The sequence below is a fragment of the Streptomyces sp. NBC_01006 genome, from assembly GCF_045162725.1.
In the GTDB taxonomy this organism is placed as follows: domain Bacteria; phylum Actinomycetota; class Actinomycetes; order Streptomycetales; family Streptomycetaceae; genus Streptomyces.
Genome location: NZ_CP108700.1, coordinates 8624978 through 8639072, shown reverse-complemented (window position 1 = coordinate 8639072; position 14095 = coordinate 8624978). Strand labels below are relative to the sequence as shown.

The 14095-nt window shown below is 68.7% G+C and carries 14 protein-coding genes and 4 pseudogenes; 3 read left to right on the top strand and 15 right to left on the bottom strand.

All coding sequences use genetic code 11. The features are described 5' to 3' along the window. Nucleotides 1–51: 51 nt before the first annotated feature. Together OG509_RS39650 and OG509_RS39645 are read right to left on the bottom strand one after the other, a co-directional pair. Nucleotides 52–924 (bottom strand): IS3 family transposase, encoded by an 873-nt coding sequence (locus tag OG509_RS39650; protein WP_406186301.1) that lies wholly within the window; start codon nucleotides 922–924, stop codon nucleotides 52–54. Beyond that, nucleotides 921–1229, bottom strand: a complete 309-nt coding sequence (locus tag OG509_RS39645; RefSeq protein ID WP_331741676.1) for a transposase — start codon at nucleotides 1227–1229, stop codon at nucleotides 921–923. Before OG509_RS39645 ends, OG509_RS39650 begins: the two co-directional genes overlap by 4 nt. A 67-nt stretch (nucleotides 1230–1296) precedes the next feature. Here OG509_RS39645 and OG509_RS39640 point away from each other — a divergent pair. After that, nucleotides 1297–1455, top strand: a pseudogene (locus OG509_RS39640) (IS110 family transposase); the annotation flags it as partial. Here OG509_RS39640 and OG509_RS39635 read toward each other — a convergent pair. Next, nucleotides 1448–1926 (bottom strand): annotated as a pseudogene (locus OG509_RS39635) (hypothetical protein). The pseudogenes OG509_RS39640 and OG509_RS39635 sit on opposite strands and share 8 nt — an antisense overlap. A 143-nt stretch (nucleotides 1927–2069) precedes the next feature. Between OG509_RS39635 and OG509_RS39630 the strand changes: the two are divergent. Then, a complete protein-coding gene (locus OG509_RS39630; protein ID WP_406187405.1) occupies nucleotides 2070–2507 on the top strand; it encodes a hypothetical protein in 438 nt (145 codons plus the stop codon). Between the two features lie 115 nt (nucleotides 2508–2622). On the opposite strand, the gene OG509_RS39625 is transcribed toward OG509_RS39630, so the two are convergent. From OG509_RS39625 to OG509_RS39595, 7 genes and pseudogenes are all read right to left on the bottom strand, one after another. Next, nucleotides 2623–3339 (bottom strand): hypothetical protein, encoded by a 717-nt coding sequence (locus OG509_RS39625; RefSeq protein ID WP_406187404.1) that lies wholly within the window; start codon nucleotides 3337–3339, stop codon nucleotides 2623–2625. Between the two features lie 251 nt (nucleotides 3340–3590). After that, entirely contained in the window at nucleotides 3591–3731 is a 141-nt protein-coding gene (locus tag OG509_RS39620) for a hypothetical protein (protein WP_406187403.1), read from the bottom strand. Between the two features lie 120 nt (nucleotides 3732–3851). Further along, entirely contained in the window at nucleotides 3852–4193 is a 342-nt protein-coding gene (locus tag OG509_RS39615; RefSeq protein WP_406187402.1) for a hypothetical protein, read from the bottom strand. A 642-nt stretch (nucleotides 4194–4835) separates the two neighbouring features. Beyond that, nucleotides 4836–5663 carry a hypothetical protein gene (locus OG509_RS39610; protein ID WP_406187401.1) on the bottom strand — a complete coding sequence of 276 codons (828 nt, stop codon included), beginning with the start codon at nucleotides 5661–5663 and terminating at the stop codon, nucleotides 4836–4838. Nucleotides 5664–5983: 320 nt separating this feature from the next. After that, complete coding sequence (locus OG509_RS39605) at nucleotides 5984–6754, bottom strand: hypothetical protein (RefSeq protein ID WP_406187400.1); 771 nt, start codon at nucleotides 6752–6754, stop codon at nucleotides 5984–5986. A 514-nt stretch (nucleotides 6755–7268) separates the two neighbouring features. Next, entirely contained in the window at nucleotides 7269–8369 is a 1101-nt protein-coding gene (locus tag OG509_RS39600; RefSeq protein WP_406187399.1) for a hypothetical protein, read from the bottom strand. Between the two features lie 120 nt (nucleotides 8370–8489). Continuing rightward, nucleotides 8490–9487 (bottom strand): annotated as a pseudogene (locus OG509_RS39595) (IS5 family transposase). 177 nt (nucleotides 9488–9664) lie between these two features. On the opposite strand from OG509_RS39595, the pseudogene OG509_RS39590 reads away from it, so the two are divergent. Next, nucleotides 9665–10785: pseudogene (locus tag OG509_RS39590) on the top strand (IS630 family transposase). A gap of 34 nt (nucleotides 10786–10819) precedes the next feature. On the opposite strand, the gene OG509_RS39585 reads toward OG509_RS39590, so the two are convergent. The 5 genes from OG509_RS39585 to OG509_RS39565 all read right to left on the bottom strand — a co-directional run bounded on the left by OG509_RS39585 (nucleotide 10820) and on the right by OG509_RS39565 (nucleotide 13917). Continuing rightward, on the bottom strand, nucleotides 10820–11293 hold the full coding sequence (locus tag OG509_RS39585; protein WP_406187398.1) for a GNAT family N-acetyltransferase: 474 nt from the start codon (nucleotides 11291–11293) through the stop codon (nucleotides 10820–10822). Then, nucleotides 11290–11901, bottom strand: a complete 612-nt coding sequence (locus tag OG509_RS39580; protein ID WP_406187397.1) for a hypothetical protein — start codon at nucleotides 11899–11901, stop codon at nucleotides 11290–11292. Before OG509_RS39580 ends, OG509_RS39585 begins: the two co-directional genes overlap by 4 nt. Next, nucleotides 11898–12233: a helix-turn-helix domain-containing protein gene (locus OG509_RS39575; RefSeq protein ID WP_406187396.1), complete on the bottom strand. Its 336-nt coding sequence runs from the start codon at nucleotides 12231–12233 to the stop codon at nucleotides 11898–11900. The genes OG509_RS39580 and OG509_RS39575 overlap by 4 nt, the downstream gene beginning before the upstream one ends. Next, nucleotides 12230–13360 (bottom strand): tyrosine-type recombinase/integrase, encoded by a 1131-nt coding sequence (locus tag OG509_RS39570; RefSeq protein WP_406187395.1) that lies wholly within the window; start codon nucleotides 13358–13360, stop codon nucleotides 12230–12232. Before OG509_RS39570 ends, OG509_RS39575 begins: the two co-directional genes overlap by 4 nt. 164 nt (nucleotides 13361–13524) lie before the next feature. Next, nucleotides 13525–13917 carry a hypothetical protein gene (locus OG509_RS39565; protein ID WP_406187394.1) on the bottom strand — a complete coding sequence of 131 codons (393 nt, stop codon included), beginning with the start codon at nucleotides 13915–13917 and terminating at the stop codon, nucleotides 13525–13527. Nucleotides 13918–14095 lie beyond the last annotated feature (178 nt).

The window sequence follows — 14095 nt, the reverse complement described above, 5'->3', positions numbered from 1 at the left end:
GATCCGGGGCGTGAACTTGCTCCGCTTTGACGGACACCTTTGGTGTGTTGGTCAGGCCGCCAGGGCGGTCTCGTATTCTGCGGGACTGCGGTAGCCGAGGCTGCTGTGGAGCCGGTGCAAGTTGTACCAGCTCTCGATCCACTCGAATATCGCGGTGTGGGCGGCGGCCCGGGTAGGCCAGGGATGGGTATCGCCCAGCTCGTTCTTCAGGGTGGAGAAGAACGACTCCGCGAGAGCATTGTCCCAGCACTGGCCGGTGCGACCGACGGACAGCTGGATGTTGAACTGCCCTGCCATAACGGCGAGTTCGCGGCTCGTGTATTGACATCCGCGGTCGGAATGGAAGATCACCGAGCTGGCCGGGCGGCGGGTTCGGCAGGCGGCCGTGAGGGCATCGGCGACGAGTTCGGTTCGCAGATGGTCAGCGGTGGCCCAGCCGACCACGCGGCGGGAGGCGATGTCGATGACGGTCGCCAGGTAGAGCCAGCCCTCTTCGGTGGCGACGTAGGTGATGTCGCCGCACCAGCGGGTGTCGAGGGCGGCGGGGTCGGGTTGAAAATTGCGAAGGACCAGGTCAGGACGGGTGCTTGCATGCGGATCCGGGACCGTGGTGCGGTGTCGTCGCTTCCGGGTTCGGCCGGCGAGTCCGGCCTGCCGCATCAGACGTGCGATCCGACGGCGTCCGCAACCGGTGCCCTCGCGCTTCAGGACGGCATGGACGCGCGGGGCACCGTAGGTGCCGCGAGAGCGCTGGTGCACGATGGTGATCTTTTCGGTCAGCTCGGCGTCCCGCACCTGGCGGGGACCGGGGACGCCGTTGCGGCGGGCGTAATAGGCGGTCCGGGAGACCTGGAGCAGTTCACACGCCCGCTTGACGTTGTGACCTGCGGTTTTCTCCGCCTCGATGAACGGGTGCACCGTCACCGGGTCTCCTTCGCGAAGAAAGCCGTCGCACGCTTGAGGACCTCCACGTCCTCCCGCAGCCTGCGATTCTCCCGCCGCAGCACGGCCAGCTCCTCACGTTCGCTGCTGGTCAGACCATCCCGCTCACCCCCGTCGACCTCGGCCTGCTTGACCCAGCCCCGGACCGCGGTCTCGGTCAGGTCGAAGTCCTTGGCGACCTGACCGACCGAGCGGTCACCGCGCCGGCACAGCTCAACGATCTCGGCCTTGAACTCCGACGTGAACGAGCGCCGAGGACGCGCCTTCTTCTTCCCCATGCTCTCCATGATGAACATCATCCTTCCGAGGCCAAAGCCCCTGATCTCCGATGTCCGTCAAAGCGAATCAAGCCCAGACCCGGCCTCCCGCACCTGCTACGACAAGAAGATCGCCCAGGGAAAGCACCACACCCAAGCCCTCCTCTGCCTCGCCAGACGACGAGCCGACGTGCTCTTCGCGATGCTCCGCCACGGAACCTTCTACGAACCCCGGCCGACAGTCACGGTCACATGACCAGCGGCTCAGCCAGGAGGACGACCCGATCGACCTCAACATCGAAGCCGAGCACCGGATGGCCGTAGTCACCCTCCGGATCCATCAGGACCGGCTTGCCCAAGCGTCGCCCAATCTCGCGCAAGAAGCCGCAGAACACATCAAGTCGCTCCTGGCCCTGCAGCTCCCGCAGGTCAACGTCGAAGTCGATGACCTCGTCGTCCTTGAAACGGAAGATCGCCAGAACATCGGGAGTCGGCCAGACCCGCAGGTCCGGGCACTCAGCGTCCGCCGGGCGGGACAGCACGGCCTCCGCCCGAGGCACCGGCAGCACCGTCTCGCCTTCGGAGTACTGGCACTTCCAGCCTCTCTCCTCGACAAGATCGAGAACCGCCTGCCAGTCTTCCACCGAACAATCCGGGACACGCACGTCCGGCAGCGACCCCATCAGGTCCGAAAACAGCTCACGTCATCCCACAGAAGATCAGCCACACCGCCATGCTGCCCGGCTCCCCGACTCAACGCAGCCCTGTTTCCCTTGACCAAAGAGATAGGGGCACCCCCCCCATGAGCCGCAGCGTCACAGGACCGTCACAACGGTCGCATCGGGCCGGCACTGCGGCAATCATGTTCCGATGCGGACACACCACGTCATCCCCATGGTCGCGGGCGCCCTCCTGGCCGTCACCGCCTGCACGGCACAGCCCGCGGACAGCGGCACGGACAAGCCGGGCCCCGCCGCGTCCTCTTCCTCTTCCTCGTCCACGCCCTCGTCCACCGGCTCAGCGCAGCCGAGCAACCCGAGTTCCGGGGGAGCGACTCCCTCGGCCTGGACGGGCACCCACATGCCGAAGTTGATCGGCAGGTCGCTGAAGGCGGCGCGCGAGGCGTTGCCGTCCGGTACGAACATCGAGGTCCAGGACTTGAGTTCGCAGGGCCGTACCCCCGCCGATGAGAGCGGCTGGCGCGTCTGCTTCCAGTCCCCGAGCGCCAGCACGCCGCTCTACGGCAGCACGCCGGTGACGGTCAAGGTCCTCAAGTTCGAGGAGAACTGCCTCCAGCCGCCGAGCTGAGCCGGTCAGCGCGACTCCTGAAGGCAGCCGGTGATGAGGGCGGGGCATTGGCGATGGCGAGGACGCCTGCGGTATCGACGGTCGGTACCTCGCCCGGGCCGGCCCGGCGGGTTCGTCAGTGGGCTGCTGAGATGGCGTCCGTTACGTAGGGGGCGAAGGCGGCGTTGTCCTTGCAGCCGAGCTCCTCGTAGGTGTTGACCTTGGTCACCGGGTCGGTGTGGGTCAGGCGGAACTTGCAGGCGCCCTTGATGTAGTTGCCCTTGATCCCGCCGGGGAAGTCGATCTCCTTGTTCCACAGGTAGGGCGAGTTGTAGTCGTTGAGGTGGGCGGTGGCGTTCACGTCGATGCCACCGGGGGCGTAGATCTCGTAGACCCAGCCGGTCTTGGCGCTGCCGTACGTGGCGAACTTCTGGGCGACCCACTTCTCGCAGGTGGTGCTGAGGTGCGCGCTGTGCTGGCCGCCGCCCTTGACGATGTACTCGGCCAGCGGGGTGACGTACTCGCCCCGCGGTGTGAAGCCGGTCGCGAAGATCTCGTCCACCGTCTCGCGGGTGTCGCCGCGCCACAGGGTGTTGACATCCGTGCGCCACTGCCACCGCTCCGACGCCGCGGCAGCGGCGACGGGGCGGGCGATGTTCGTGTCGGTCGTGGTGCTCCACCAGTCCCATGCCCGGTATTCGAGCGTCGGGCCGCACGGGGTCGTGAGCGGGTCCACCGCCGCGTACGCGGCGCTGGCACGGGCCGGGGCGGCTGGGGCCGCGACGGCCGGGGTGATGGCGGCGGCGGACAGGAGGGAGAGGGCGGCGAGCGCTCGCAGAGCGGACTGCAGCATGGTGAGGACCCATCAGTAGATCAACGTGACGGGCCCCTTTATAGGGGTGGTTGCCGGGTCGGTCCGGGAGCGGTGCGCAAGGGTCCACCCGGGCGGGTGGATCAGTAGTACTGGAGAAAGGATTCGCCAAGCTGCAGCACGTACCGGTTCCGGTCGGGTTGGGGAGGCGGTGCCTTGCGCTTCGCGTACGGCCAGCCGTCCGTCATCGCTCGCCACCAGGTCTAGGTGCCGTCGTACGACGACCCGGCGATCTACTGGCCGCTCCATGCGCAGGCCAGGGTCCAGGCGACGGGGTTGGGCGGCAGCTGTTCGGCGATGCCGTTGCCGTGGACGTGGATGACGGCGTCGAAGTGGTAGTAGGAGGCCCCGGGCAGGCCGTCGAGGTGCTCCATGAACCAGCCGAACTGGTTGTCGCCGGGCAGAGCGAGGTGCCTGCTCGGGTCGGCCGGAGTGACGCGGTTCAGGTGGTAGGCCAGACCCCCCGTCTGGCTGGGAGCTGGTGACTCGACTCGTCAAAGGTCGACGTGATGCTCGGCAGCCAATGGGTCGTCGACGGAGCCGTAGCGCAGGACGACGTGTGCTGGCCGGAACGGCAGGTCGTTCAGGATGGGTGCCATGACAGCGAAGAGTGCGTCGGCGTCCGGTCCGTAGGCGTAGAGGATGACCTTGCCTCCTCCGTACTCGTTTCCGTCGAACTCGCCGACGTCAGCTTGCTCAATCGCCTCGGTCAGCAGGGACTGAGCCTGGCGGACGGCCTCCCGTTGGCTTGGGTCGCCGAGGCCGGCGTCGGCCAGTCGGTAGTGAGCGATGACGGCATGCTCAATGTCAGTTTCTCCTTCGTCTGTGTCGGCCATGCTGGAAACGCTCTCATCCCGGACCGACATCCTCGCCAGCCTGGCCCTCCAGGACGCGGTCCTAGGAATCAACCCTCGACCTCCTACGCCAGCGCATACTCTTCGCCCCGTGACCCTGCGACATCACAAGATCCCCGACAGAGCCGAATTACGTGACCGTCCACACTCATGGCCGCATTGTGCTTGGCGAGACTGACACCCCCGCTAGCGGCTCAGCCCCCACATGAGCCGGGCTCGGCCCCACCCGCGGCGTGCTGATCAAACTTCCCTACGATGGCACGAACCGGCTAATGATCAATCTTCAATGGCAAACATCAAAGTTCGATAGCACGGGACACGAGACAGGTGTGACTGCGCGCGATAGTTGGCCCCAGACGACTGCCATGCACAGAACGCGGGCAGGCGCGCGGGTGCCATGGTCGAGGGCCGGCCGCTCGTCGTTCAGGGCAGTGGGGCCCAGGGGTCGTCGTACGGTTCGGGCTCTTCCGGGTGGAGCATGCGGCGGACGCAGCGGAGGAGTCCCGGTTCGCCGCATCCGGCGGCCATCATCCAGGGCAGGACGTCCATGGCGCGGGCGCGCTCTACGGTGGCCAGGGCGTTGACGGTGGCCTGCAGGGCGTCGGGGGCGGGTTCGTCGGTGAGTCAGAGCCAGCCGATCGCAGCGGCGAGGCGGACTTCGGGGGGCTGCGTCCGGTCCTGCCACAGCTTGCCGATCGTCGCAGTGTCCGGCTCGTGCGGGTGGGCGCGCGTGGTCTCTGCGGTGGCGAGAACCAGGGCAGCCAGGGCGATGGGGTCCTGCTCCTTGGCGAACCGGGTGGCGAAGGCGCTTCGGACCGTACGGCCAGGGTCGGCCGCGGTGGCGAGAGCATAGGAGGCGCCGATACGCATGGCGGGGTCGGAGTCGTGGAGCAGAGGCAGGAGCACGGGGGTTCCGGTGGTAATCGCGGCTCGGGCGGCGGCCACCGACCAGCCCGCCGGGTAGCCGGTCACCTCGACGCCGTAGTCGTCGTAGTCGTCCAGGACGTCGTGCAGGGGGCCGGAGCGGTGGAGGAGGAGTTCGTCGCGGGAGGCGGTACCGAAGTGACGGGCGCGGGCCGGGGCGGCGAGACCGCCGAGAGCGTCGGTGCGGTATGGATGATGGGGGTCGGTGGCGATCCGGATCAGGAACGGTACGGCGAGAGCTGCGGCGGCCCGGCTGTCGTCGGCGCACATGCCGATCAGTACCGCCATCGCGTTGCGTGCGGTCCCGTCACCGGTGCGCAGCTGCCGAACGGCATCCCGGGCCTCCTCCCCGTGAGGGAAGTTCCCCCACGGAAGGTCGTCCAGGACGGCTCCGTCGATCGTCTCGGGCCGGATAGTCGCCGCCACAGCCCGGACGTCGAACGGGCCTCCCGCGAACGAGGCCGGATCGACCCCGTCCACCAGAGCCCGGCACATCGCGAACGTCGGATCGGTCCGCCAGTCCCCCACACCACACCGCCCCACCGTCGAATCCACAGAGATTCGATCACGCGCGATCCGGACGACTCGAAGCCACCTGGCAGTCAGGGTGCAGCACGCCGCAGACCATCGTGACAAAAACCCCAGCTCAGAGTGTCTCTGCGGCTATCGCGTGGGCCATCTATCGCGCACAGCGGCCAAGTAGCGTGCTCAAGGGCCAACTCTCGCGCTCAGTCACAGCGTGTGTGACCGTGCACGTTAGTTGGCCCCGACGGACAACTGCGATGCACAGACCGCAGCAGGTGCGCGGGCGACGTGGTTGAGGGTCGGCCGCTCGTCGCTCGGAGCAGTCAGGCCCAGGGGTCGTCGGACGGTTCGGGCTCTTCCGGGTGGAGCATGCGGCGGACGCAGTGGAGGAGCCCCGGCTCACCGCAACCGGCGGCGGCCATCCAGGGCAGGACGGCCATGGCGCGGGCGCGTTCTTCGGTGGCCAGGGCGTCGATGGTGGCGTGCAGGGCGTCGGGGGCGGGTTCGTCGGTGAGGCAGAGCCAGCCGATCGCGGCGGCAAGGCGGATTTCTGGGGCCTGTGCCCGGTCCTGCCACAGCTCGCGGATCCACGCGGTGTCCGGCCGGTGCGGGTGGGCACGTGTGGTCTCTGCGGTGGCGAGAACCAAGGCGGCCCGGACCATGAGGTCGTGCTCCTTGGCGAACCGGGTGGCGAAGGCGCTTCGGACCGTATGGACGGGGTCAGCTGCGGTGGCGAGAGCGTAGGAGGCGTCAATGCGCATGGCGGGGTCGGAGTCGTCGAGGAGAGGCAGGAGCAGGGGAGCTCCGGCGGTGATCGCGGCTCGGGCGGCGGCCACCGACCAGCCCGCCGGGTAGCCGGTCACCTCGACGCCGTAGTCGTCGTAGCCGTCGTGCTGGGGGCCGGAGCGGTGAAGGAGGAGTTCGTCGCGGGAGGCGACGCCGAAGCAACGGGCGCGGGCCGGTGCGGCGAGACCGCCGAGGGCGTCGGCGCGGTGTCGATGGTGGCGGTCGGTAGCGATCCGGATCAGGAACGGGACGGCGAGAGCGACGGCGGCCCAGCTGTCGTCGGCGCACATCCCGATCAGCACATTCATTGCGTTACGTGCGCACCCGTCTCCGGTGCACAACAGGCGAACGGCCTCCCGGGCCTTCTCCCCGTGAGGGAAGTTTCCCCAGGAAAGGTCGTCGAGGACGGCCCCGTCGAAGGTCCCTGGCCGGAGGGTCGCCACGACAGCCCGGATGTCGAAAGAGCCTCCCGCGAACGAGGCCAGATCCGCCCCGTCCACCAGGGCCCGACACATCGCGAACGTCGGATCGGTCCGCCAGTCCCCCACACCAACACCATCCCACCGTCAATCCACAGAGGTTCGATCATGCGCGATTCGGACGACGTGAAGCCACCTGGCAGTCAGGGCGCTGCACGCCGCAGACCATCGTGAACTGAGAAATCCCCAGCTCAGCGTGTCTGTGCCGCTTACGCGCGGGCCATATATCGCGCGCAGTCGCCAACTAGCGTGCTCAAGCGTCAACTATCGCGCACAGTCACAGGACCTGTGACGGTGCGCGAACCTGTCGCGCGGGATTGACCAAAGCCCTTCGAATGTCACTTTACGTAACTAGATGAATGCGGTGCGCTACCGGATGTTGGGCTCCGCTACGGCAGCCCTGCCTGGGTTGCTCGTCGATGAGTCGGGTCAGCAGGGTGGCGAGGGGCTGCGGGAGGCGGATCGGAGTGCTGTCGAGCCAGATGGTCCGGTGGCCGTCCTGAACGCCGAGGTACCCGGTGGTGAGGGCGACGATGTGGGTGAGGTGCTGGCCGAAAAGCAGGAGCAGGGACCCGGCCGCCCTCACGTCCAGGGGGAGGTCCTCGTCGTGTAGGCACTGCTGGAGAAGGTCCCAGTGGGTGTCCTCGTCGATTCCCTCCGGCTCAGCCTTGCTGCGGTGAGGGACCAGCAGGTCACCGCTGTGGCCGCGTCGGGCCGTCCAGACCAAGAAGTCCCGCACCTCGTAGCGGGTGCTGGGGCCAGCGGCGAGCCACCGATCAACCTCCAGCTGGGTGGCCTCGGACAAGGCGAGGTCGAGCGAGGCGAGATGCTCGAGAAGGGCGACAGCCGCGTTGATGCGGGTGTAGGCCCACCGTGCGCGGCCGCGGGTGCTGGCCGAGCGGACAGCCCTGCGACGGGCCCGGGGCATCACCGACCAGCGGACGTACAGCCCAAGGAGCATGGCGTACTTCGGGTGCCGGGTGAGCGTGCGGGCGAGGTGGCGCTCGATGGACGCGAGGTGTTCTTCGCGTGGGGGCAGGACATCGAAGGCGACCAGGAGGCCGCGGAGGTAGTCCGTGCTCTGCGCGGCGCCGCGTCCCGATGCGGCGACGGTGTCGAGGTCGGCGTGAGTGAGGCGCCGGCCGCAGGCAGCGCTCTCGTGCAGAAGGCGCGCGGAGGCCGAGGTTCGCAGCCAGGTCAGGACGGTCCGCGGGTGCTCAGCGGCCACCAGGGCCGCGCGCAGGGGCGCGAGTTGGGCGGCGGGGTCGGGCGGCACGTCGTGGAGGAGGGTCTTGAGGTGCTGGTCGACCGCGCAGCGGTCGCACAGATCCCCGGCGATGGGGCTGCTGGCCCCGCCGCAGCGCGGGCACACGTATGGGTCGGGGTGGCCGGCGCACGGGCCACAGGTCCTCTGGCCGCCGATGCGGGCGATGAGGACCTTCACCGCCGAGCATCCGGGGCACGGGCCGGGCTCGCGGCGGGCGAGCGCGTAGCAGGGCTTGCAGACCGGCCCGAGCGGCCAGCGGGCACAGACCGGCGAACTAGGGCCTGTTCTGAGTTCGGATCACGGGGTGCCAGGGAGGCTGCGTAGCCAAAGGATGGATCCTCGCAGGTGGAGTCCGGCGAGATAGCTCTCAGGTGTCTTGTCGTAGCGGGTGGCCAGCCCCCGCCATTCCTTGAACTTGTTGATGGCACGCTCGACGGTGTTCCGGTCTTTGTAGAGCTCGGCATCGTGGGAGACCGGGCGGCCGCCCTGTGAGCCCCGCTTCTTGCGGTTGGCTGCCTGGTCGGCCTTCTCCGGGATCACCGCCTTGATGTTGCGTCTTCGCAGGTGGGCGCGGTTGGCGCGGGAGGAGTACGCCTTGTCTCCGGCTACGGCGTCCGGCCGGGTCCTGGGGCGGCCCATCGGAACACGCACCTTGATTTTCTCCAGGACCGGGATGAACCGCGGACTGTCCGCGGCCTGTCCGGGGGTGAGGATGATGGACAGTGGGCGGCAGCGCCGGTCGGTCGCGAGGTGCACCTTGGTGGTCAGCCCGCCCCGGGAGCGTCCCAGCTCGGCGGCCTTCAGCCGGACCTTGCGGCGTCGGCGTACCGCGCGGCGCCGTGCCCGTTCGGCTTCCTCACCGCCCTCGGGCCCCTCGGCTACGGAGTCGTTTTGTCCGGTTGCCGAAGCCCCTTTTCCTTCATCAAGGCCTTCTCCAGGTCCTCCAGGAGCTCGGGGTCGACCACCATGCCCGCCGCGTGGTGATGCGCGCGGGCGACGGTGGAGTCCACGCTGACCAGGCTGAGGTCGACATCGTCGCGTGCCGCCGCCTCGGCGATCACCACGTCCATGAGGGTCTGGAAGATCCCGCCACGTGCCCACATGCGGAACCGGTCGTAGATCGTTGACCAGGAGCCGTAGCTTGCCGGCACGTCCCGCCAGGGGCAGCCGGTACGGAACCTCCACATCACCGCATTGAAGTAACTGCGCAGGTCAGGGATCGGCCCGGACGCCCCCAGCGGGAGGTGCGGCTCGATCAACTCCCATTCGCCATCGGTCAGATCACCACGCGTCATACAACCGTGCTACCAGCCGAAGCGCCCGAACGAAGGCCGAACGCCCCGATTGTGATCCGGACTCAGAACAGCCCCTAGTGCTGTGACCGGGATGGTTCACCGGGTTGCGGGTCGCGGTGGTGGGTGCGGGACCGATTTGATGTGAACCGATAGGCCGTCCCGACAGGTGGAGGCGCGGTGGCAAAGCCCGTTCGAGTTCGCCGACTGACCGATCAGGAAGGACAGCGGCTGCAGGAGATCGTGCGCCGGGGCAGCACCAGTTCGGTGCGCTACCGGCGCGCGATGATGCTGCTCGCCTCGGCCGGCGGGAACCGCGTGCCGGTCATCGCCCAGCTCGTGCACGCCGACGAGGACACCGTCCGCGACGTGATCCACCGGTTCAACGAGATCGGTCTGGCCTGCCTGGACCCTCAATGGGCGGGAGGCCGTCCCCGCCTGCTCAGCGATGACGACGAGGACTTCGTCGTGGCGACGGCCACCACTCGCCCGGCCAAGCTCGCCCAGCCCTTCACCCGCTGGTCGTTACGCAAACTCACCGCCTACCTGCGCCGCGTCCACGGCTGGGTGATCCGGATCGGCCGCGAGGCTCTGCGCTGCCTGCTCGCCCGCCGCGGCATCACCTTCCAACGGACCAAGACCTGGAAGGAGTCCACCGATCCCGAGCGCGACGCCAAACTGGACCGCATCGAGAACGTCCTGGAACGCTTCCCCGACCGGGTCTTCGCCTTCGACGAGTTCGGGCCGCTCGGCATCCGCCCCACCGGCGGGTCCTGCTGGGCCGAACGTGGCCGCCCTGACCGAGTCCCGGCGACCTACCACCGCACCCACGGGGTCACCTACTTCCACGGCTGCTATTCGATCAGCGACGACACCCTTTGGGGCGTCAACCGCCGGCACAAGGGCGCGGCGAACTCACTGGCCGCGCTGAAGTCGATCCGCGCCGCCCGCCCCGACGGCGCCCCCATCTACGTGATCATGGACAACCTGTCCGCGCACAAGGGCACCAAGATCTGCACCTGGGCACAGAAGAACAAGGTGGAGCTGTGCTTCACCCCGCCCAACGCTTCCTGGGCGAACCCGATCGAGGCCCACTTCGGGCCGCTGCGACAGTTCACCCTGGCCAACTCGCACCACCCAACCACACCGTCCAGACCCGGGCCCTGCACGCCTACCTGCGCTGGCGCAACGCCAACGCGCGGCACCCTGATGTGCTGGCCGCCCAGCGCAAAGAGCGAGCCCGGATCCGCAGTGAGAAAGGCGTCCGCTGGGGCGGCCGCCCCTGTGCCGACGCGGCATGACCGGATCAGTGTCTCCGGCCCACCGGGACGCGGTTCACCGTGCAGCGTCGGGTGTCCAGCGCAGGGTCATGTCGGGCAGATTCTCCATGTTCCGGTGGCCATCGCTGGTGTCGAGGACCGTGAAGCCGTGGAGCTCGTAGAACGCGCGGGCATCGGTGTTCTGCTGGAAGACATGCAGGGACACCCCGTCTGGGCTGTGCCGTCTGACCTCGTCGAGCAGGAGCGTGCCGATGCCCTGGCGGCGGACGTCCGGTCGCAGGTAGAGGTGTTCGAGCATGTCTCCCTCAAGGGCGGCATAACCGAGGATCTCTCCATCGCGCACCGCCACCCACGTCCGGCATGACGTGAGCAGGACATCCTCGGCCCACCGGGCGACCTGGTCGTGACTGCGCTTCTGCCGGGGCAGGTACGGCATCGTCGCCGCCCGAGAGGCCATGTGGATGCGCGCGATCACCGGCGCGTCTGCCACGTGCGCGAAACGAATCTCAGGCTTGCCAACATCACTCACGGCGGGAATCTACAGGCCAGCCGAAACGCAGGCCAGCGGATAACCCGGTGAACCATCCCGGTCACAGCACTAGCCGAGCACAGCGCGCAGGGGGCGGGCGGGCGTGGCCGGCAGGTGGTGCACGGGTCCATGTGGCTGGGGCGGCCGCACCCGGTGCACGAGCGAGTGGAGGCCTGAGCACGCTGGCGGCAGGGCGTGCAGATGCCGCCGACAGGACGTGGCCGGATCCGCGTGCAGGTGGTGCAGGTGCCGACGTTGGCGTGGGCGGCGAGGATGCCTTCGCAGCCCAGGCACACCCGGCCGCCGGGGACCAGGCGGCGCAGCCGGCGGACGAGTCCACAGCGCAGGCAGGCCGGAGCCCTGGCCCCTTCGATGCCTTGCTCGCGCAGGTCGGTGATCAGTCTCTGCACGGCGGGCGGCGCGAGGGAGGCACCGCTGACCAGGGCATCGGGATGCTCCCCCAGGTGCGCGCGGATCCGGCCGCGCGCGGACGGTGTCATCGCGGCCACCACCTCCGCGGCAGCTTCGGGGCCGAACTCCGGCAGGAACGCGGTGAGCATCTTGGCCAGTTCGACCCAGGTTCCGGGGACCTGACCGGCGGTGGTCACAGGCCCTCGGGGCGGCGGATCCGGGTCCGGCGCGCGGGCGGCGCGACCGCGTGGGAGGCGCTCTCGCCGGACGCTGCCGGTTTCACGACCTGGGTACGGACCTCGACGACCTCGATCAGGTCAGCCGGCGTGCACTGCAGGATCCCGCACAGCGCGGCGAGCGTGTCCATCGACAGGCGCTGCGGCTCCTGCGTGACCAGCCGGTACACCTGCTCCCGGGAGAGACGGATGCCGTACTCGGCGAGCTTCGGCACCAGGTCGGTGGTCTGGAACATGTCGCGGGCAGCCATCAGGCGGCGCAGGTTCCAGCGGAACCCCATCTGCTTCATCACCGTGCTCCCCTTCCCACTCGTGTAGCCGCGCGCTCGGCGCGGCGGCGAAGCGAGTCCTCCAGCAGCCGGTTCCGGTACTCGTCCGACACCCACGTGTACATCGCCGTCGTGGACGCATAGCGGTGGCCGACCTGGTCCTGGACGAACCGCTCCGGGTACCCGAACTCGATCAGGTGCGTGATGTAGGTGTGCCGCAGACAGTGCAGTTCCAGCTCATCCGGCAGCCCTGCCAGATCCCGGACCAGTGAGAACACCTCGTCCAGGCGTCGCAGGCTGATCCGGCCGCAGCGTTCGGTCACCCATAGCGCTGGATGCCCGCCCACCCCGAACCCGGTCCGGACCTCGGCGGTCCACTCCGTGAGCAGTGGCACGATCCAGTCCATCTCCGGAACGGTGAGCACCGTGCGGCGCTTGGGCGGGCTGCCCCGCGAGGCCTTCCCGAACCGGACCTCCAGCGCGCCGAACCTGCCGTAGGCCTTCGCGCGCGGGTTGTGCCGAAGATCGTGCAGGTCCAGCATCGCGGTCTCGCGCCTCCGGGTCCCGGACGCGTACACCGCCTTCAGCAGCACGGCATCGCGCCAGGCCGACAGCACGCCCTTGCGGCCCCGCCTGCGGATGGACTCGACCCGCTCGTCCGCCGCGTCGAAGAGAGCCTGGAGTTCGTCGTAGGTCAGGGCGCGGCGTCCGGGGCGGCCCTCGTAGTCGGCGACGTGGTCGGCGGTGTTCCAGTCGTGGCAGACCTGGACCGGTGCTCGCCCGAACTCCTCCAGGCAGGCGGCCGCCCAGCCGTAGCGGGCATCGGTGACGAACGTGCAGAACAGGCGCAGGTCGCTCTGCTGGCCACGCACCGTGGAGTGCGCCAGTGGCAACTGGCCGGACATCTGGGCGGAGAAGTAGGCCTCGACGTCCTCAGCGGTCCACTCCCACGGGTACGTGCCGTTGAACAGGGCGAACCGGCGTACCAGACTCATCCTGTCGGCGATCGTCTTTCGCGCCAGAAGGCGGCTCTGCTGCTGCCGCGTCCAGCCCGCGAGCATCGCGTCGAACATCGCTGGCGCCGGATCCAGAGCTCGAACGTTGCCCGGCATCACCAGGCGCATCGCGCCCGGCACATCGACTGCTTCCACGCCCGCTCGCACGGTTGCATCAGATGCAACATCGTGGCGTCGAAGCGAGATCGCCCGAGGTTGAAGGCCTCATTGCCACCCAGACGATTGACAGGATCCCCTTCCCCGACCAGGCCAGGGCCCTTTCCGGGCCAGGCGGAATGATGCAGCCAGCGCAACACCGCCTACTTCGAATCCCAGGCTTCCGCCAGGGGCACCATGTGGTCGATGTCCAGCTTCGACGCGTCGGTGACGGTGGTGTCGTCGTAGTACGACCACCACACACCCCCCGTCAGCGCGCAGCCCGGCCCGATCTCCGGATACTCCACCGCCTCCGACAGCAGCACCTCCGCGCGGGTGTTGCAGCCGTCCGCGGGGATCTCGCCCGCGTTCCAGTGCTTGAAGCTCGTGCGCTGGTAGCCGGTGCGGTCTTCGGCCGCGAGGGGGAGCGCGGAGACAGCCGCTCCCATCGGAAGGACCTGCGGGACGGCCGCCGGCTGGTCGGCGGCATACGCCGCGGTGGGCAGGGACAGGGCGAGAGCGGTGGCCGCCAGGACGGCCCGCATCATGATCACCATGAGGCCGGTTGTATCGGCCCCCGCGCCGTCGGCACCAGGCTCGCGGCGCCTGGTTCACCCGGCCGGGGAGCCACGTTCACCGGCGAAACGGCACTTCACCACCGCGTCCGGGGTCGCCATGCGCCTGCCGGGACACGGCAGCGTACGACTGTGCGGGCAGCCACCCGGTGAGGGGTGG